At 61.7% G+C, this 17,558-nt stretch carries 19 protein-coding genes; 16 read left to right on the top strand and 3 right to left on the bottom strand.

Going from position 1 to position 17,558, the window contains the following annotated elements; all coding sequences use genetic code 11:
• Positions 1–76 precede the first annotated feature (76 nt).
• Positions 77–2,056: a bifunctional 2',3'-cyclic-nucleotide 2'-phosphodiesterase/3'-nucleotidase gene (locus X728_RS146555; RefSeq protein WP_023832206.1), complete on the top strand. Its 1,980-nt coding sequence runs from the start codon at positions 77–79 to the stop codon at positions 2,054–2,056.
• A 60-nt stretch (positions 2,057–2,116) separates the two neighbouring features.
• On the opposite strand, the gene X728_RS146560 is transcribed toward X728_RS146555, so the two are convergent.
• Positions 2,117–3,367: a cyclopropane-fatty-acyl-phospholipid synthase family protein gene (locus X728_RS146560; protein ID WP_023743028.1), complete on the bottom strand. Its 1,251-nt coding sequence runs from the start codon at positions 3,365–3,367 to the stop codon at positions 2,117–2,119.
• A gap of 248 nt (positions 3,368–3,615) precedes the next feature.
• Here X728_RS146560 and X728_RS1000000172090 point away from each other — a divergent pair, with 248 nt between their 5' ends.
• The 6 genes from X728_RS1000000172090 (at position 3,616) to X728_RS146585 (ending at position 6,712) form a co-directional block, all read left to right on the top strand.
• Positions 3,616–3,750 (top strand): hypothetical protein, encoded by a 135-nt coding sequence (locus X728_RS1000000172090; protein WP_023668905.1) that lies wholly within the window; start codon positions 3,616–3,618, stop codon positions 3,748–3,750.
• A 114-nt stretch (positions 3,751–3,864) separates the two neighbouring features.
• Entirely contained in the window at positions 3,865–4,155 is a 291-nt protein-coding gene (locus X728_RS146565; RefSeq protein WP_023696086.1) for a Dabb family protein, read from the top strand.
• 55 nt (positions 4,156–4,210) lie between these two features.
• Positions 4,211–5,083, top strand: coding sequence for a VOC family protein (locus X728_RS146570; protein ID WP_023832205.1), 873 nt, complete (start codon positions 4,211–4,213; stop codon positions 5,081–5,083).
• Complete coding sequence (kdsA, locus tag X728_RS146575; RefSeq protein WP_031195684.1) at positions 5,080–5,958, top strand: 3-deoxy-8-phosphooctulonate synthase; 879 nt, start codon at positions 5,080–5,082, stop codon at positions 5,956–5,958. The genes X728_RS146570 and kdsA overlap by 4 nt, the downstream gene beginning before the upstream one ends.
• Positions 5,959–6,059: 101 nt before the next feature.
• On the top strand, positions 6,060–6,263 hold the full coding sequence (locus X728_RS146580; RefSeq protein WP_023668908.1) for a dodecin family protein: 204 nt from the start codon (positions 6,060–6,062) through the stop codon (positions 6,261–6,263).
• 83 nt (positions 6,264–6,346) lie between these two features.
• Complete coding sequence (locus X728_RS146585; protein ID WP_023668909.1) at positions 6,347–6,712, top strand: PRC-barrel domain-containing protein; 366 nt, start codon at positions 6,347–6,349, stop codon at positions 6,710–6,712.
• 82 nt (positions 6,713–6,794) lie between these two features.
• Here X728_RS146585 and X728_RS1000000172085 read toward each other — a convergent pair whose 3' ends face one another.
• Entirely contained in the window at positions 6,795–6,917 is a 123-nt protein-coding gene (locus X728_RS1000000172085; RefSeq protein WP_023682563.1) for a hypothetical protein, read from the bottom strand.
• Between the two features lie 109 nt (positions 6,918–7,026).
• The gene (locus tag X728_RS1000000171070; RefSeq protein ID WP_196815092.1) at positions 7,027–8,607 is read right to left on the bottom strand and encodes a hypothetical protein; all 1,581 of its coding nucleotides are present in this window, start codon (positions 8,605–8,607) and stop codon (positions 7,027–7,029) included.
• Positions 8,608–8,710: 103 nt separating this feature from the next.
• On the opposite strand from X728_RS1000000171070, the gene eno reads away from it, so the two are divergent.
• The 9 genes from eno to X728_RS146630 all read left to right on the top strand — a co-directional run bounded on the left by eno (position 8,711) and on the right by X728_RS146630 (position 17,468).
• Positions 8,711–9,985: a phosphopyruvate hydratase gene (gene eno, locus X728_RS146590; protein WP_023682561.1), complete on the top strand. Its 1,275-nt coding sequence runs from the start codon at positions 8,711–8,713 to the stop codon at positions 9,983–9,985.
• Positions 9,986–10,123: 138 nt separating this feature from the next.
• On the top strand, positions 10,124–10,447 hold the full coding sequence (locus tag X728_RS146595; RefSeq protein WP_023682560.1) for a septum formation initiator family protein: 324 nt from the start codon (positions 10,124–10,126) through the stop codon (positions 10,445–10,447).
• Between the two features lie 195 nt (positions 10,448–10,642).
• Positions 10,643–11,689, top strand: coding sequence for a pyruvate dehydrogenase (acetyl-transferring) E1 component subunit alpha (gene pdhA / locus X728_RS146600; protein WP_023682559.1), 1,047 nt, complete (start codon positions 10,643–10,645; stop codon positions 11,687–11,689).
• A 15-nt stretch (positions 11,690–11,704) separates the two neighbouring features.
• Positions 11,705–13,126, top strand: coding sequence for a pyruvate dehydrogenase complex E1 component subunit beta (locus X728_RS146605; RefSeq protein WP_023682558.1), 1,422 nt, complete (start codon positions 11,705–11,707; stop codon positions 13,124–13,126).
• Between the two features lie 18 nt (positions 13,127–13,144).
• Entirely contained in the window at positions 13,145–14,566 is a 1,422-nt protein-coding gene (locus tag X728_RS146610; protein WP_023832203.1) for a pyruvate dehydrogenase complex dihydrolipoamide acetyltransferase, read from the top strand.
• A gap of 14 nt (positions 14,567–14,580) precedes the next feature.
• Positions 14,581–15,000: a hypothetical protein gene (locus X728_RS146615; protein ID WP_023832202.1), complete on the top strand. Its 420-nt coding sequence runs from the start codon at positions 14,581–14,583 to the stop codon at positions 14,998–15,000.
• Positions 14,997–15,638, top strand: a complete 642-nt coding sequence (locus X728_RS146620; RefSeq protein ID WP_023668918.1) for an SGNH/GDSL hydrolase family protein — start codon at positions 14,997–14,999, stop codon at positions 15,636–15,638. The genes X728_RS146615 and X728_RS146620 overlap by 4 nt, the downstream gene beginning before the upstream one ends.
• A 21-nt stretch (positions 15,639–15,659) precedes the next feature.
• Positions 15,660–17,108: a dihydrolipoyl dehydrogenase gene (gene lpdA, locus X728_RS146625; RefSeq protein WP_023668919.1), complete on the top strand. Its 1,449-nt coding sequence runs from the start codon at positions 15,660–15,662 to the stop codon at positions 17,106–17,108.
• Positions 17,109–17,210: 102 nt separating this feature from the next.
• Entirely contained in the window at positions 17,211–17,468 is a 258-nt protein-coding gene (locus tag X728_RS146630) for a GlsB/YeaQ/YmgE family stress response membrane protein (RefSeq protein WP_023668920.1), read from the top strand.
• Positions 17,469–17,558: the final 90 nt, after the last annotated feature.

Raw genomic sequence — 17,558 nt, 5'->3', positions numbered from 1 at the left:
ATGGACATGGCCGGTTTTCGGCGCGAAGCTTCCGCCCGGGGCTGGGATCTTGTCACGTCGCTGGGAAGGAAAACCAATGCCGCATCTCAATTACCCCGTCTCCCGCCGTAGTTTTCTTGCCGGTACGGCCGCCAGCGGGGCGCTGATCATGCTCCATCCGTTTTCCGCCCGCGCGCAGGCCAATCAGGCGCATCTGAGGATCATGGAGACCACCGACATCCATGTGAATGTGCTGCCTTACGACTACTACGCCGACAAAGCCAACGACACGATGGGCCTGTCACGGACGGCCTCACTGATCGCGGCGGTGCGCAAGGAAGCCACCAATGCGATGCTGATCGACAATGGCGATCTTTTGCAGGGCAATCCGATGGGCGATTACATCGCCTATGAGAAGGGCCTCAAGGAAGGCGATCTGCATCCGATCATGAAGGGCATGAACCTGCTGGGCTATGAATGCTCGACGCTCGGCAATCACGAGTTCAATTACGGCCTGTCGTTCCTCGACAAGGTGCTGGCCGGAGCCAATTTCCCCTTCGTCTGCGCCAATCTGATCCGCGGCACCGAGCTTGCCGCCAAACCGCGCGACGACAAGCTCTACCTCAAGCCCTATGTCATCCTCGACAAGAAGATCAAGGACGGGTCGGGCGCCGAGCAGCCGATCAAGATCGGCATCATCGGCTTTGTGCCGCCGCAGATCATGGTCTGGGACCTGAAGAACCTGGAAGGCAATGTCAGGACGCGCGACATCGTCGAGGCGGCCAGGGCATGGGTGCCGCAGATCAAGGAGGAGGGCGCCGACATCGTCATCGCGCTCTCGCATTCCGGCATCGATATCAAGCAGGGCGACGGCATGGAGAACGCCTCCTTCTTCGTCGCCGGCGTCGAAGGCATCGATGCGGTGTTCACCGGCCATCAGCATCTCGTCTTCCCCGGCAAGAAGGATTTTCAGGCGCTCGATGGCGTCGACACCGAGAAAGGCACGCTGCAGGGCAAGCCCGCCGTGATGGGCGGTTTCTGGGGCTCGCATATGGGACTGATCGATCTGCTTCTGGAACGGGACGGATCGAAATGGCGCGTAGCCTCGGCCACATCGGAGGCAAGGCCGATCTACCAGCGCGTCGACAAGGCAAACAAGCCGACGGTGGCGGACGACCAGCGCGTCGTCGATGCGCTGAAGGCGGACCATGAGGCGACACTTGCCTATGTCCGCCGACCGGTCGGCAAGACCTCGGCGCCGCTCTATTCCTATTTCGCGCTGGTCGCCGACGATCCGTCGGTGCAGATCGTCAACCAGGCGCAGAGCTGGTACCTCAAGGACATATTGAAGAGCACGCAGTGGAAGGATGTGCCGCTGCTGTCGGCGGCAGCACCCTTCAAGGCCGGCGGGCGCAACGGCGCCGACTACTATACCGACGTGCCGGTGGGCGACATCGCCATCAAGAACGTCGCCGACCTCTATCTCTATCCGAACACGGTGCGCGCCGTCGAAATCACCGGCGCGCAAGTGAAGGAATGGCTGGAAATGTCGGCCGGCATTTTCAGGAAGATCGAGCCGGGCAAGGCCGACCAGGCGCTCATCGACACCGAATTCCCGTCCTACAATTTCGATGTGATCGATGGCGTCAGCTACGGAATAGACCTGTCGCAGCTGCCGAAATACGATGCCAAGGGTGGCGTCGCCAATGCCGGCTCGAACCGCATCGTCGGCCTCAGCTTCGACGGCAAGCCTATTGATCCGGCAGCGAAATTCGTCGTCGCCACCAACAATTACCGCGCCGGCGGTGGCGGCAATTTCCCCGACATCAATGCCTCGAAGATCATCTACGAGGCGCCGGACACCAACCGCGACGTGATCGTGCGCTACGTCGTCAGCGAAGGCACGATCAATCCCTCGGCCGACGACAATTGGTCGTTCACGCCGCTGCCCGGCACCAGCGTCGTGTTCGAGACCGGCCCCAAAGCGAAGGATTTTATATCGGGAGTGAAATCGCTCAAGATCGAGCCGGCCGGCGAGGGCGAATCCGGGTTTGCGAAGTATCGCATCCTGCTTTGAGGCAACGTGCAGCTAACAGGGAAAACGAGCGGGCATACGCCCGCTCAATCACGCTTCGGATCAGGCTTTGTAGACCACTTGGCGCACGTCGATGTAGCTGGCTCTAAAGCCGGCTTCGCAATAGTGGAGATAAAATTCCCAAAGCTTCTTGAAGCGGTCGTCGAAGCCGAGCGGGACGATCTTTTCCCACGACGCCCAGAAGCGGTTGCGCCATTCGGCAAGCGTGCGGGCATAGTCGTCCGGAAAGACGCGCTCGCGCAGATGGGCAAGGCCATGGTCGCTGCCCAGCGTCTTCAGGATCGACGGCGTCGGCAGCATGCCGCCTGGGAAGACATAGCGCTGGATGAAATCCGGCCTCGCCCGATAGGTGTCGTAGGCGGCCTCGTTGATGGTGATGATCTGCAGGCCGGCGGTGCCGCCGGGCCTCAGGCATGCCTTCATCTTGCCGAAAAATACCGGCCAATATTTTTCGCCGACCGCCTCGAACATCTCGATCGAGGCGATGCGGTCGTAAGTGCCCGTTTCGTCTCGGTAATCCTGCAGCTTGATGTCGACCTTGTCAGACAGTCCCGCCTTCTGGATGCGCGCCTTGGCGAAATCGTGCTGTTCGCGGCTGATGGTCAGGCCGGTGACGCGGCAGCCGATCTCGCGCGCGGCAAATTCGGCAAAACCGCCCCAGCCGCAGCCGATCTCGAGCACATGGTCCTTCTTGCCGATGCCCGTATCCTTGGCCAGCGCGCGGTATTTGGCGGCCTGAGCGCTTTCCAGGTCGTTGGCGCCGGTCGCATAGAGCGCCGACGAATAGGTCATGCTGGGATCGAGCCATTGCTTGTAGAAGGCGTTGCCGAGATCGTAATGCGCCGAGATGTTGCGCTTCGAGCCTGTGCGGGTGTTTTCGTTGAACCAGTGGCGGATGCGCTGGACCGTGTTGATGAGCCAGCTGGCGCCGCCGGCAATGCGTTCGCCAACGGCCGAGTTGACGACGAACAGTTCCAGGAAGCTGGTTACATCAGGGCTTTCCCAGTCGCCGTCCATGTAGGATTCGGCAACGCCGATGGTGCCGCCGGAAAAGGCACGGCCGGGCAGGCGCCAGTTCTTCAACACCAGTTCGGCATCCGGGCCGGGTCCGTTGCCGCCGACAAGAACCGCCCGGCCATCCGGCATCCTCACCTTCAGCGAACCGCGCGGCAATTTCATCGCCGCCGACAGCACCATGCGCGCCTTGGCCGGCAGGCCCTTGACCATCTCGGCGAAATTGAGTTCGTCCAGCCTGATGGCGTCGCCGATGCCTTTGTATTCCCTGACAGCCATCTCACACCCCCCTGGACTTCCGCGGGGGCGGCGCAAGATCTGCCGGCCTCCACATCCTCCACTTTCATTCGTCAGGCGCGAACGCCGTAGCCTGCGTGAATTTTGGCCACAATCTTCCACCGCATCGACGGGAACTTCAAGAGGCAAGCCGTGCCCGGCACTGGCCCAGGTGGCGTGCCTGGGGCCAGAATCCGTGAGGCCGGTGAAATCGCTGTGGTTACGAACAGCCACATACGTTAGTTTCAGCCATGCGTTACGTCATCGTCATCACCGCCATCGCCTTTTTCCTGATCTGGGACGGCCTCTACAATCAGGGCCGCTATCTCGACACGACGGTCAGGGAGATGTCGCGCGTCGTGCGCTACGTCACCGGCAAAGCCTAGCTTTTTGCGCCTCTGCAAAGTCGCCTGCCGGCATTGCCGGGCGCGACATCGTGGCGGTTGACGCGACGGTCCCGCTCACACAAAACATGCCGCAAATCGAACGTGGAGGCAGGCGTGATCCGGCATATCGTTTTCTTCAGCGCGCGGCGCAAGGACGATGTCGAGGCCGTGCGCACGGGCTTGCTCACACTGGGCAAGATCCCGCATTCAAGCCTCTTCGAGGTGACGCTCAACACCAAGGTCGATCCGCTGTCGGATGCGATCGACGTGGTCGTCTATGCCGAGTTCGAGGACGATGCCGCGCTTGCCGCATACAAGGCGCACCCGCTCTATGCCGAGACGACCAGCCGGGTCAAACCCTTGCGCGAATTGCGCTATTCGGCCGATATCGTGGCGACGGCCTGATCGGGCCGGCAAGAGGCCTTGAACCAATTTCGGGAATGATGCACACCGCGCCGGCATGACCAGCACGACCCATCCGCTTGACCATCTGGTGCTGCCGACGGCGAGCCTCGCCGTGGCGCGGGCGCGGCTGACATCGCTTGGCTTCATCGTCGCACCAACCGGCATCCACCCTTTCGGCACCGAAAATTGCTGCGTCTTCTTCGCCGACGGCACCTACCTCGAACCGCTGGCGGTCGGGAATGAACAGGCTGCAGACGAGGCATTTGCCGGTGGCAATGTCTTTGTCGCGCGCGACCGGCTCAATCGCGCCAGGCTGGGCGATGAGGGCTTTTCCGCCGTGGTGCTGGCCACCGACGATGCCGATGCGGACCATGCGCGCTTTATCAAAGCCGGCCTGTCGGCGGGAGACGTGCTGAGCTTTTCCCGCGACTTCACCGACACGGCCGGAAAGAGCGACATGGCCTCGTTCAAACTGGCTTTCGCCGCCGGCGCCGAGACGACGGACGCCTTTCTGTTCGCTTGCGAGCGGATCAACGCCCCTCAAATCGACCGTACGGCACTGCAGGCCCATGCCAACGGCGTGACCGGCATTGCCGAAATCGTCGCGGTCAGCGGCGTGCCATCCGAAAAGCGCCACCTGATCGAGACAGCGACGGGTTCGAGGCAGAGGAGCAGCACGGCGTTCGACCTGGCGAACGCGCGTTTGAGCGTTCTCGAGCCCGCGGCTTTCGCTGAGCGCTTCGGCATGTCGGCTGGCGCGCCGACGGACCTTCGCTTCGCCGCGATCGTCTTTTCGGCCCGCAGTGCCGGCACTGTCGCGAGGCTGCTTGCAGACAACGCCGTCCGGCACGATATAGCGGGCAACGAAATTGTCGTGCAGCCGGCATCCGGGCAGGGCGCGGCTTTCATCTTCCGGGAGACCCCATGAGCAAGCCGCAAGGGCCCAATTCGCTGGCGCCGAATTCGTCGGTAACCGTCGGCAATGTCGTCTTCGACAATAGCGGGCCCTTGGCGTTGATCGCCGGCCCGTGCCAGTTCGAATCGCGCCAGCACGCTTTCGACATGGCCGGCGCGCTGAAGGAACTGACCGGCAAGCTCGGCATCGGCCTCGTCTACAAGACCAGCTACGACAAGGCCAACCGCACCTCACTGTCGGCAACGCGCGGCGCGGGCATGGACGCGGCGCTTCCGGTGTTCGACGAGTTGCGCAAGGCGTTTTCGCTTCCCATTCTGACCGATGTCCACACCGAGGAGCAGTGCGCGATCGTCGCACCCCATGTCGATGTGCTGCAGATTCCGGCCTTCCTGTCGCGCCAGACCGACATGCTGGTCGCCGCCGCCAAGACCGGCAAGGTGATCAACGTCAAGAAGGGGCAGTTCCTGGCGCCTTGGGATATGAAGAACGTGGTGGCCAAGATCACCGGTTCGGGCAACCTCAATGTGCTGACCACCGAGCGCGGCGCGTCTTTCGGCTACAACACGCTGGTGTCGGACATGCGGGCTTTGCCTGTGATGGCCGAGATCGGCGCGCCGGTGATTTTCGACGCCACCCATTCGGTGCAGCAGCCGGGCGGGCAGGGCGGTTCCTCCGGTGGTGAGCGCCGCTTTGTCGAGACGCTGGCGCGGGCTGCCGTTGCCGTCGGCGTCGCCGGCGTGTTCATAGAGACCCACCAGGATCCCGACAATTCGACCTCCTCCGACGGGCCCAACATGCTGCCGCTGAAGGACATGCCGGCGCTGCTCGAAAGACTGATGGCATTCGACCGCATTTCCAAGAATGCTGCTGACCTAAACCGAGGCTGATGGTTTCGGCTACGGCGCTCGCGCGCGCTGCCCTGCTTGTGGAAGGCATAAGCCGGCTGTAGGCTCGCTGCTGCAAATGAGCGTCTTGGCAGGAGGAAGCCATGTCCGTCGCCCGCGTCACCGAAATCACGTCGTCGTCGAAAAAGAGCTTTCAGGACGCCATCGAGAAGGGGATTGAGCGCGCCTCAAAGACCCTGAAGAACGTCGAAGGCGCCTGGATCCAGGACCAGAAGATCGTCGTCGAGGACGGCAGGATTGCGGCCTATCGCGTCAACATGAAGGTGACGTTCATCCTCGCGGAGTAACCGCCCGCCGCTCGAAAAACGGGAACTTTCGCCCGCGCACCTCATTGTCAAAGTATCGATCAACGACATGAGGAGCAGCAGCCATGACCACCCAGACAGGCCACACCGAAGCCATCGCCGCTTCGCGCGTCATCGGCACGTCGGTCTACAACACCGAAGGCACGAGCATCGGCAGCATCGAGGACATCATGCTCGACAAGACGTCGAACGGCATCATGTTCGCGGTGATCGGGTTCGGTGGATTTCTCGGCATTGGCGAGAAGTATCACGCCATTCCGTGGGCGAGCCTCGACTATGACGAGGACAAGGGCGGCTATGTCGTGCCGTTCTCGAAGGAGCAGCTGAAGGCAGCACCCGCCTATTCGATCAATGAACTGGCCGGCGCCGATGGCGAGGCCGCACGTGACGCTTCCTATGATTACTACAAGGTCACGCCGTATTGGCATTGATCAGCTGCGCTGACGCCTGACGTGAAAAGGCCCCCGAATTCCGAAACGGGGGCCTTTTCAGTGCAACCCGACAGTTTCTAAATTATTCTGCTGCATGAAGCGTGGACAGCTGCGTCGCCGCCCTGGGCGGCTGCTGCGTATCGCAGGACGTCAGGAACGCCGCCGCGATCAGGAACAAACTCACGATACCGCTCAACTCGGACATGGCGAAACTCCTCCTGTTTCGCCCCGCGCATCACCATCCTAGTCGACACAGAGATTGTTATCTCTGAATTATGATGACGTGGTGTTGTCGAACGTGATCCGAGGCATGCTCAGCCGAGGAGTCCGGCATTCTTCACCGCCTTGAAAATCTTTTCGTGCCAGGCGATCCGATCCGCTTCGCCATTGGCCTGCGTGGCGGAATTGGCGTTGCCGACGTTGATCGCGCGCGAGATCTTTTTGATCAGGCCGGCATCGGCAAAGGCATTGCAGCCTGACCCTTTCCATTCGGCGCAAGCTGCGAGCAGCGAAGTCTGCGGATCCTCGATCAGTTCAGGATGATTGGCGAGGTCAACCTTGGCGAGCTTGCCCTTGGCCGTGTACGCGTCGCGCCCGGTGGTCTGGAACGTGCCGCCGCCGCGGAAATTGAAGCCGTCCAACGTTCCCTTCACATTGCCCATGCGGCCGCCATAGGCCCAGTCGCCCAGGGCTTGCGGCTTGCGCAGCAGGTTGTCCTTGATCCACTGATCCGTCTTGCCCGCGGCTCGCGACCTCCATGCGTTCCGGATTGCCGCCACGGTCGTGTAGGTCAGGGATTCGCGAATGAGGGTGAAGCCACCGGTTTCCATCGCCGCTTGAGCGAAGAAATGCATCAGCCGATCATAGTTGTTGCACACGCCATGATCGCCAAGTGTCTTGAGGCCTTTGTCGGAGGTAAAGGCGCCGATGTAACCGTCATAGATTGTTCGCTTGGAACCGCTTGCCGGTCTCGGCGCGAATTTCTGGAAGACCGCTGCTGGCAAACCCTTGTTCGGATCGCCCGCAACGGCTTCGAGCACGCTCTCGACACTCTCGGTCGAGAGCACCGGTTCGCCTTCGACGACCACCGAAGCATTGGGAATTCGCTTGCCGTTGCTTTTCGGGAAGCCACCGCCGGCAAAGGTTTTCAGATCGTCGATGAGGGCGATTACGCGTGTCCGGCTCTCCGTGAAATCCATGTCGGAAAGCGGACCGCTCACCTTCTTCGTCGGATTGATGCACCCGACGCTGGACAGGAAATTGACGCCCGGATGGATCAGGATTTCGGTGCGCTTGTTGGTCTTCAGCAGTTCGAGTCCAGGTTTGGGTGGCGTCTTGCCGCCAGTGTAGCCGATGGTCACATATTTGCCTCCGGCCTGCGTCGCCAGTGGATAGGTGCCGGGCTCGATGCGCCTGCCATTGTCTTCTTTGGAATTGTCGCCTGGGCCGCGAGATTCACACACGAACCCCGATAGACCCGTTACTGCCGTGCCGTTGTGAAAGACTTTATAGGTACCAACTGTCCTGCGTCTGGTGCCCCTCGTATGCTCGACTTGGCGACTAATAAGAAGTTCCCAGCCAGTACCTGAAATCGCTGCCATTGCCGCCTCCCCAAAGAGTTCAAGTTTGTTGATTTCACTGTGGTCGCCAAATAGTTCGCGTTGTAGATGTGACCCTAACATCTTCGAATTCTCTGCATTGTGAAGTTTGTCACGTTGGCGGTAGCCTCTTTTGAAGCATCTGCTGGAGTTTGCGTGCCGCCTGGTATTTTGTGATAAGGGATTGCCGCGATCAAAGGGGAGGGGCACCCGCCCCATGCGGCGCCAGACATATGACGTCAGGGCGGGCTGTTTGCGTTCAGATGGCGTCGCCCATGCCCCACGGCCTGAGCGCATGGGGCGATCGTCACTATTATTTCATGCCATTCCTGATTGCCTTTTGCGGCACTTTGGCTAAGAGGGGCGCGACGCTTTCAATCGATCAATCGGGGACATCGCAATGACCGCCATCATCGACATTGTCGGGCGTGAAATCCTGGACAGCCGTGGAAATCCGACCGTCGAGGTCGACGTCGTTCTCGAAGACGGCTCGATGGGCCGCGCCGCCGTGCCGTCGGGCGCGTCGACCGGCGCGCATGAGGCCGTCGAACTGCGCGACGGTGGCGCCCGCTATCTCGGCAAGGGCGTGCTCAAGGCGGTCGAGGCCGTCAATGGCGAGCTGTTCGAGGCGATCGGCGGCATGGAAGCCGAAAACCAGATCCACATCGACCAGACCATGATCGAGCTCGACGGCACGCCCAACAAGAGCCGGCTCGGCGCCAACGCCATTCTCGGCGTTTCGCTGGCGGTCGCCAAGGCAGCAGCGGAAGCCGCCGGCCTGCCACTCTACCGCTATGTCGGCGGCACCAAGGCGCATTTGCTGCCGGTGCCCATGATGAACATCATCAACGGCGGCGCGCATGCCGACAATCCGATCGATTTCCAGGAATTCATGATCCTGCCGGTCGGCGCGCCGACGCTGCGCGAAGGCGTGCGCTGGGGCTCGGAAATCTTCCACACGCTGCGCAAGAAGCTCAAGGATGCCGGCCACAACACCAATGTCGGCGACGAAGGCGGCTTCGCGCCCAATCTGAAGAGTGCGCCGGTGGCGCTCGATTTCATCATGGAATCAATCGAGAAGGCCGGCTTCAAGCCGGGCGAAGAGATCGCGCTCGGTCTCGACTGTGCGGCGACCGAATTCTTCAAGGACGGCAATTACGTCTATGAGGGCGAGAAGAAGACCCGCGATCCGAAGGCGCAGGCCAAGTACCTGGCCAAGCTCGCCGCCGACTATCCGATCATCTCGATCGAGGACGGCCTGGCCGAGGACGACTGGGAGGGCTGGAAGTACCTGACCGATTTGATCGGCAACAAGACGCAGCTGGTTGGCGACGACCTCTTCGTCACCAACACGGCGCGGCTGCGCGACGGCATCCGCATGGGTGTCGCCAATTCGATCCTGGTCAAGGTCAACCAGATCGGCTCGCTTACCGAAACGCTCGACGCTGTCGAGACCGCGCACAAGGCAGGCTACACCGCAGTCATGTCGCACCGTTCGGGCGAAACCGAGGATTCGACCATCGCCGACCTCGCCGTCGCCACCAATTGCGGGCAGATCAAGACCGGTTCGCTGTCGCGCTCGGATCGCATGGCCAAGTACAACCAGCTGATCCGCATCGAGGAAGAGCTCGGCAAGCAGGCGCGCTACGCTGGCAAGTCGGTGGTCAAAGCCTAAATTCTGCCGAACTGGCGAAAACGATGGAAGGGCGGGATTTTCCCGCCCTTTTTCGTTGCGGCCGCTGGCTAATGCACCTGTCCGTAACCGTCCATTAAGCACAATCGAGCGACAAATGGCGGTCAAAGGATTGCGACCATGTGGACACGCCAGCACAAGCAGAGAAACACCGGCCGGCTGATCATCCCGTCGCTTTGCGTGGCGTTCCTGGCCTATTTCGGCTTCCATGCCTATCATGGCGAGTTCGGCATCAATTCCAAATATCAGCTCGAAGCGCAGACCATCGAATTGCAGGCCAAGTACGATGCCATCAAGGCGCGCCGGATCGATCTGGAGCGGCGCGTCCAGCTGATGCATGAGGGCACGCTCGAAAAGGATATGCTCGACGAGCAGGCACGCCGGGCGCTCAATCTGTCCCAGCCCGATGAAATCACCATCATGCTGCCGGCCAATTCGAAATAACCGAATTTCGGTTAATCGCTGTTATCTCTAATGATTCTGGGCGTTTAGGCGCATGCCAGCCATGCGTTTTTCTGCATGGCGAAACGCGGTCTCGAATGTTAGCTTCCTTCCAATCGGTGGGGAGGAGCTGATCCTCCCCGGAGCAGACATGGTCTGCTTTAGTGTCCGCGAAGAGACGCCAACAGGGAGTGATGCATGGCCACCGCCGCCAAAAAAGCGCCTGCCAAATCCGTTAAATCGACATCCGCCAAATCAACGGGGCTTTCCGCCCCCAAGCCGGCCGACTTCACCAAGGACGAGGAGCTTGCCGCCTACCGGCACATGCTGCTTATCCGTCGCTTCGAGGAAAAGGCCGGCCAGCTCTACGGCATGGGCTTCATCGGCGGCTTCTGCCACCTCTATATCGGCCAGGAAGCGGTCGTCACCGGCATGAAGATGTCGCTGATCAACGGCGACCAGATGATCACCGCCTATCGCGACCATGGCCACATGCTGGCGATGGAACTGTCACCGCGGGGCGTCATGGCAGAGCTGACCGGACGCCGTGGTGGCCTGTCGAGGGGCAAGGGCGGCTCCATGCACATGTTCTCCAAGGAGAAGCATTTTTACGGCGGCCACGGCATTGTCGGCGCGCAGGTCTCGCTCGGCACCGGTCTCGCCTTCGCCAACCGCTACCGCGACAACAACAATGTGTCGCTGACTTATTTCGGCGATGGCGCTGCCAACCAGGGTCAGGTCTATGAAAGCTTCAACATGGCCTCGCTGTGGAAGCTGCCGGTGATCTACATCATCGAGAACAACCGCTACGCCATGGGCACTTCGGTGTCGCGCTCGTCGGCCGAAACCAATTTTTCGCATCGCGGCGCCTCGTTCAAGATTCCCGGCATTCAGGTCGACGGCATGGATGTGCGTGCGGTCAAATCCGCCGGCGATCAGGCGACCGAATGGTGCCGTGCCGGCAACGGTCCGATCATCCTCGAGATGCAGACCTATCGCTATCGCGGTCACTCGATGTCGGATCCCGCAAAATACCGCTCCAAGGAAGAAGTGCAGAAGATGCGCTCGGATCATGATCCGATCGAGCAGGTCAAGGCGCGGCTGACGGCCAAGAAGTGGGCGACCGAGGACGAACTCAAGAACATCGACAAGGAAGTCCGCGACATCGTCGCCGACGCCGCCGAATTTGCCCAGCACGACGCAGAGCCGGATCCGTCCGAGCTCTGGACCGACATCGTATTGTAACGGGAGGGCAAGGACATGCCGATCGAAATTCTCATGCCCGCTCTCTCGCCGACCATGGAAGAGGGCAATCTTTCCAAATGGTTGAAGAACGAGGGCGACAAGGTCGTCGCCGGCGATGTCATCGCCGAGATCGAAACCGACAAGGCGACGATGGAAGTCGAAGCCGTCGATGAAGGCACGATCGGCAAGATCGTGGTTCCCGCCGGCACCGAAGGCGTCAAGGTCAACGCGGTGATCGCCGTGTTGCTGCAGGACGGTGAAAGTGCAGGCGATGTCGAAAAGAGCGGCAAGCCTGCCTCCACCCAGGATGCCGTTTCCGCTGGCGGTCAGCGGACCGATGCAGCCGAGGAAGGTACAAAAGCGGCTCCCCAGGATGCCGGCGAGGCTCCGAAGGCAGTTCCCGCCGCTCCGGCGGCCAAACCTGCGGCCGATCCGGATATTCCCGCCGGCACCGAGATGGTCTCGACCACGGTGCGCGAAGCGCTCCGCGATGCCATGGCTGAAGAAATGCGCCGCGACGGCGATGTCTTCGTCATGGGCGAGGAGGTCGCGGAATACCAGGGCGCCTACAAGATCACGCAAGGGCTGCTGCAGGAATTCGGGCCGCGCCGCGTCGTCGACACGCCGATCACCGAGCACGGCTTTGCCGGCGTCGGCGTCGGTGCGGCGATGGCCGGCCTGAAGCCGATCGTCGAGTTCATGACCTTCAACTTCGCCATGCAGGCGATCGACCAGATCATCAACTCCGCGGCCAAGACGCTCTATATGTCGGGCGGCCAGATGGGCGCACCGATCGTGTTCCGCGGACCGAACGGTGCGGCCGCCCGCGTCGGCGCCCAGCATTCGCAGTGCTATGCCGCCTGGTACAGCCATATTCCCGGCCTGAAGGTGGTGATGCCGTACACGGCTGCCGACGCCAAGGGCCTGCTCAAGGCGGCGATCCGCGATCCGAACCCGGTCATCTTCCTTGAAAACGAAATCCTCTACGGCCAGTCCTTCGACGTGCCGAAGCTCGATGATTTCGTGCTGCCGATCGGCAAGGCGCGCATTCACAAGCAGGGCAAGGACGTCACCATCGTCTCGTTCGGCATCGGCATGACCTATGCCATCAAGGCGGAAGCCGAACTGCGCGGCATGGGCATCGATGCCGAGATCATCGATCTCCGGACCATCCGCCCGCTCGACCTCGACACCGTCATTGCCTCCGTGAAAAAGACCAACCGCCTGATCGTGGTGGAAGAAGGTTTCCCGCAGAACTCGGTCGGCGACCACATCGCCAACCAGGTTTCGCAGCGCGCCTTCGATTTCCTCGACGCGCCGGTCATCACGATCGCCGGCAAGGACGTGCCGATGCCTTATGCGGCGAACCTCGAAAAGCTGGCTTTGCCCAATGTCGGCGAGGTCATAGAGGCGGTCAAAGCCGTCACGTATCGCTGAGCCGGTCGGGAGGACATCATGCCAATCAACATCACCATGCCGGCGCTCTCGCCCACGATGGAAGAGGGCAATCTTTCCAAGTGGCTGGTCAAGGAGGGCGACAAGGTTTCGCCGGGCGACGTGATCGCCGAGATCGAGACCGACAAGGCGACGATGGAAGTCGAGGCCGTCGATGAGGGCACCGTCGCCAAGCTCGTCGTTCCGGCCGGCACCGAAGGCGTCAAGGTCAATGCTCTGATCGCCATTCTGGCTGGCGAAGGCGAGGATGCAGGGGCGGCGGCAAAGGGCGGCGGCGATGCCGCGCCCGCGAAAGCCGATGCCAAACAGGATAAGGCGTCAATCTCCCCACCCGTGGGGGAGATGTCGACGAAGTCGACGGAGGGGGGCGCTGTCCCGCCGACCTCTCAGTCTGTCGCGCCCCCCTCTGGCCTGCCGGCCATCTCCCCCACAAGGGGGGAGATCAGCCAATCGTCAGGCGAGCGCACTTTCGCCTCGCCGCTGGCGCGGCGCATCGCCAAAGACGCCGGCGTCGATGTGTCCGCCGTGAGTGGCACCGGCCCGCATGGCCGTGTCGTCAAGGCCGATGTCGAGGCGGCGATCGCCGGCGGTGGCGCCAAGGCCGCGCCGGCCGCGAAAGCCGCACCTGCCGGCGCTCCGGCACCTGCGGCTCCGGCTCCGGCACCCAAGGCGATGTCGGACGAACAGGTGCTGAAGCTGTTTGCCGAAGGGTCCTACGAGCTCGTCCCGCACGACAATATGCGCAAGACCATTGCGCGCCGCCTGGTCGAGGCCAAGACAACCATCCCGCATTTCTACCTGACGCTCGACTGCGAGCTCGATGCCCTGCTGGCGCTGCGCACACAGATCAATGCGGCGGCTCCGATGAAGAAGACCGACAAGGGCGAAGTGCCCGTCTACAAGCTGTCGGTCAACGACATGGTGATCAAGGCGATGGCGATGGCGCTGATGGCGGTGCCGGATGCCAATGCATCGTGGACCGAAAGCGCCATGGCCAAGCACAAGCACGCCGATGTCGGCGTTGCCGTGTCGATCCCCGGCGGCCTGATCACACCGATCATCCGCCACGCCGACGAAAAGACGCTGTCCACTATCTCCAACGAGATGAAGGATCTGGCGAGCCGTGCGCGCAGCCGCAAGCTGAAGCCTGAGGAATATCAAGGCGGCACGACGGCGGTTTCCAATCTCGGCATGTTCGGCATCAAGGACTTTGCCGCCGTCATCAACCCGCCGCATGCGACGATCCTGGCCGTGGGTGCGGGCGAGCAGCGGCCGGTGGTCAAGAATGGCGAGATCAAAATCGCCAACGTCATGTCGGTGACGCTGTCGACCGATCACCGCGCCGTCGACGGAGCGCTCGGCGCCGAACTTCTGGTCGCCTTCAAGCGCATGATCGAAAATCCGATGGGCATGCTGGTCTAGGAAGGAAAAAGGCTGTGCGGAAATTCGTCACCAGCCTTTTCGCCCTGATCCTTTCCGGCCTGGCCGGCGGGCTGGTGGCGCTGTGGCTGGCAATCGTCACCAATGCGAATTCCGAATACATCCTGGTCTTCATGGTTTCGGCGCTGGTCACCATCGTTGCGACGGTGGCGTTTTTCATCGCGCAGTTCGTGCCAAACCCGCAAAGGGCGATAAACCTGACGGGGCTTGTTGGGATTGCGTTGTTCGTGCTGGCCGGGATCGGGCTGATTGCCTGGACCTTCTCTCAGCCGCCGGGCAAGGCCCAGTGGTCGGGCGATCTCCCCGTTGTCGCCGGTCTGATTTTGCCAAGCATCGCCACGGTTATCGTGCAGTGGCTGCTCGTGGGATGGCGCGTACGGCGCGGGCTTAGGGCGGAGGCGGGTGCGGGTGCATGAAGACGATCCTCTGCTACGGCGATTCCCTGACCTGGGGCTATGACGCGGCGAGCCTCGGGCGCCATGCGCTGGAAGATCGCTGGCCGAGCGTGCTCAAGGCGGCGTTGGGCGACGATGATATCGAAGTCATTGCCGAAGGTCTGAACGGCCGCACCACGGCTTTCGACGATCACCTGGCTGGTGCCGACCGCAATGGCGCCAAGGTGCTGCCGACGATCCTGACCAGCCATGCGCCGCTCGACCTGATCATCGTCATGCTCGGCGCCAACGACATGAAGCCCTGGATCCACGGCAATCCGGTCGCGGCCAAGCAGGGGGTGCAGCGGCTGATCGACATCGTGCGCGGCCACGATTATCCGTTCGACTGGGCCGCGCCGCAAATCCTGATCGTCGCGCCACCAGCGGTCAGCCGCACCGACAATGCCGAATTCAAGGAAATGTTTGCCGGCGGCGACGAGGCCTCGAAGCGGCTGGCGCCGCAATATTCCGCGCTCGCCGACGAGGCCGGCTGCGGCTTTTTCGATGCCGGCACGGTGGCCGAGACCACACCGATCGACGGCGTCCATCTCGATGCCGAAAACACGCGCAATATAGGTGACGCATTGGCGCCATTGGTGCGTGTGATGCTGGAACTCTAGAGAAAATCAGGGAGAAACCCCGTGGCTGAATCCTACGACGTCATAATCATCGGCTCAGGCCCCGGCGGCTATGTCACGGCGGTGCGCTCCGCCCAGCTCGGCTTCAAGACGGCGATCGTCGAGCGCGAGCATCTCGGCGGCATCTGCCTCAACTGGGGCTGCATCCCGACCAAGGCGCTGCTGCGCTCGGCCGAGATCATGCACTATTCCGATCATCTGAAGGACTACGGCCTGAAGCTCGAAGGCGGCAAGGTCAGCGCCGACACGGCCGCTGTCGTCGACCGCTCGCGCAAAGTGTCGTTGAGGCTCAATGGCGGCGTCGCCTTCCTGATGAAGAAGAACAAGGTCGACGTTATCTGGGGCGAGGCCAAGCTCTCCAAGCCGGGTGAAATCGTCGTCTCCAAGACGGCGAAGAAGCCGATGGAGCCGCAGCCGCCGGTGCCCAAGGGCGTCAAGGGCGAGGGCACCTATACCGCCAAGCACATTATTCTCGCCACCGGCGCCCGGCCGCGCGCGCTGCCCGGCATCGAGCCGGACGGCAAGCTGATCTGGACCTATTTCGAGGCGATGGTGCCGAAGGAGATGCCGAAGTCGCTGCTGGTCATGGGTTCGGGCGCCATCGGCATCGAGTTCGCCTCCTTCTACCGCACCATGGGCGCCGAGGTGACGGTGGTCGAGCTGTTGCCGGCGGTGATGCCGGTCGAGGATGCCGAGGTCTCGAAATTCGCGCAGAAGCAGTTCGAGAAGCAGGGCATGAAAATCATCCTCGAGGCCAAGGTGACCAAGGTCGAGAAGGGTGCCAACTCGATCACCGCCCATGTCGAGATGAAGGACGGCAAGGTCGAGAAGATCACCGCCGACCGCATGATCTCGGCCGTCGGCGTGCAGGGCAACATCGATAATCTCGGCCTCGAGACGCTCGGCGTGAAGACCGATCGCGGCTGCGTCGTCATTGACGGCTATGGCAAGACCAACGTTCCCGGCATCTACGCTATCGGCGATGTCGCCGGACCGCCGATGCTCGCCCACAAGGCCGAGCATGAAGGCGTGGTCTGCATCGAGAAGATCGCCAATTTCCCCGGCGTGCATGCGACAGACAAGCTGAAGATCCCGGGCTGCACCTATTGCAACCCGCAGGTCGCCTCGGTCGGGCTCACCGAAGCCAAGGCGAAGGCTGAAGGCAAGGACATCCGCGTCGGCCGTTTCCAGTTCGGCGCCAACGGCAAGGCGATCGCGCTTGGCGAGGACCAGGGCTTCATCAAGACCATCTTCGACAAGAAAACCGGCCAGCTGCTCGGCGCGCATATGGTCGGCGCCGAGGTGACGGAGCTGATCCAGGGCTTTGTCGTGGCGATGAACCTGGAGACCACCGAGGAAGAGCTGATGCACACCATCTTCCCGCATCCGACGCTGTCGGAGATGATGAAGGAAAGCGTGCTCGATGCCTATGGCCGTGCGCTCAACGCGTGATAAATTGGTGCCGCGAGACTCAGACGCATGCGCCGGAGGAACCTTACGGCAAGACAGTTCGTTTCCGGATGCATTTTCACCTGACACTGGAGGAGTTGGCATATGGACGTGAATGGCGTGGGCTGGATTGCGGCCATCATCATCGGCGGTTTGGCCGGGTGGCTGGCCGAGATGGTCATGAAGAGCAATACCGGCGTCTTGATGAACATCATTATGGGCATTGTCGGCGCGGTGGTGCTGAACGCAATTCTCAGGGCGCTCAACATCGAACCCTTCGGTGTCGGCTGGCTCGCCTACCTGATCACCGGCTTCATCGGCGCCTGCCTGCTGATCTTTGCCGGGCGGCTCATTCGCCGATAAAACGGCTCGCCGTTTTATCTCGTTCTTCTGACGCAATTCCGGACGGAAAACCGTGTCACACTTTTCCTGGAATTGCTCTGGATCCCCGCT

It is taken from the genome of Mesorhizobium sp. L103C119B0 (genome assembly GCF_000502235.1).
GTDB lineage: Bacteria > Pseudomonadota > Alphaproteobacteria > Rhizobiales > Rhizobiaceae > Mesorhizobium.
This window is presented reverse-complemented; position numbering and strand designations above follow the sequence as displayed.

Bases quoted from the DNA above. Each gene is read 5' to 3' on its own strand.
- X728_RS146555 (WP_023832206.1), top strand. From the start codon at position 77: ATGCCGCATCTCAATTACCCCGTCTCCCGCCGTAGTTTTCTTGCCGGT.
- X728_RS146560 (WP_023743028.1), bottom strand. From the start codon at position 3,367: ATGGCTGTCAGGGAATACAAAGGCATCGGCGACGCCATCAGGCTGGAC.
- X728_RS1000000172090 (WP_023668905.1), top strand. From the start codon at position 3,616: ATGCGTTACGTCATCGTCATCACCGCCATCGCCTTTTTCCTGATCTGG.
- X728_RS146570 (WP_023832205.1), top strand. From the start codon at position 4,211: ATGACCAGCACGACCCATCCGCTTGACCATCTGGTGCTGCCGACGGCG.
- kdsA (WP_031195684.1), top strand. From the start codon at position 5,080: ATGAGCAAGCCGCAAGGGCCCAATTCGCTGGCGCCGAATTCGTCGGTA.
- X728_RS146580 (WP_023668908.1), top strand. From the start codon at position 6,060: ATGTCCGTCGCCCGCGTCACCGAAATCACGTCGTCGTCGAAAAAGAGC.
- X728_RS146585 (WP_023668909.1), top strand. From the start codon at position 6,347: ATGACCACCCAGACAGGCCACACCGAAGCCATCGCCGCTTCGCGCGTC.
- X728_RS1000000172085 (WP_023682563.1), bottom strand. From the start codon at position 6,917: ATGTCCGAGTTGAGCGGTATCGTGAGTTTGTTCCTGATCGCGGCGGCG.
- X728_RS1000000171070 (WP_196815092.1), bottom strand. From the start codon at position 8,607: ATGCGCTCAGGCCGTGGGGCATGGGCGACGCCATCTGAACGCAAACAG.
- eno (WP_023682561.1), top strand. From the start codon at position 8,711: ATGACCGCCATCATCGACATTGTCGGGCGTGAAATCCTGGACAGCCGT.
- X728_RS146595 (WP_023682560.1), top strand. From the start codon at position 10,124: ATGTGGACACGCCAGCACAAGCAGAGAAACACCGGCCGGCTGATCATC.
- pdhA (WP_023682559.1), top strand. From the start codon at position 10,643: ATGGCCACCGCCGCCAAAAAAGCGCCTGCCAAATCCGTTAAATCGACA.
- X728_RS146605 (WP_023682558.1), top strand. From the start codon at position 11,705: ATGCCGATCGAAATTCTCATGCCCGCTCTCTCGCCGACCATGGAAGAG.
- X728_RS146610 (WP_023832203.1), top strand. From the start codon at position 13,145: ATGCCAATCAACATCACCATGCCGGCGCTCTCGCCCACGATGGAAGAG.
- X728_RS146620 (WP_023668918.1), top strand. From the start codon at position 14,997: ATGAAGACGATCCTCTGCTACGGCGATTCCCTGACCTGGGGCTATGAC.
- X728_RS146630 (WP_023668920.1), top strand. From the start codon at position 17,211: ATGGACGTGAATGGCGTGGGCTGGATTGCGGCCATCATCATCGGCGGT.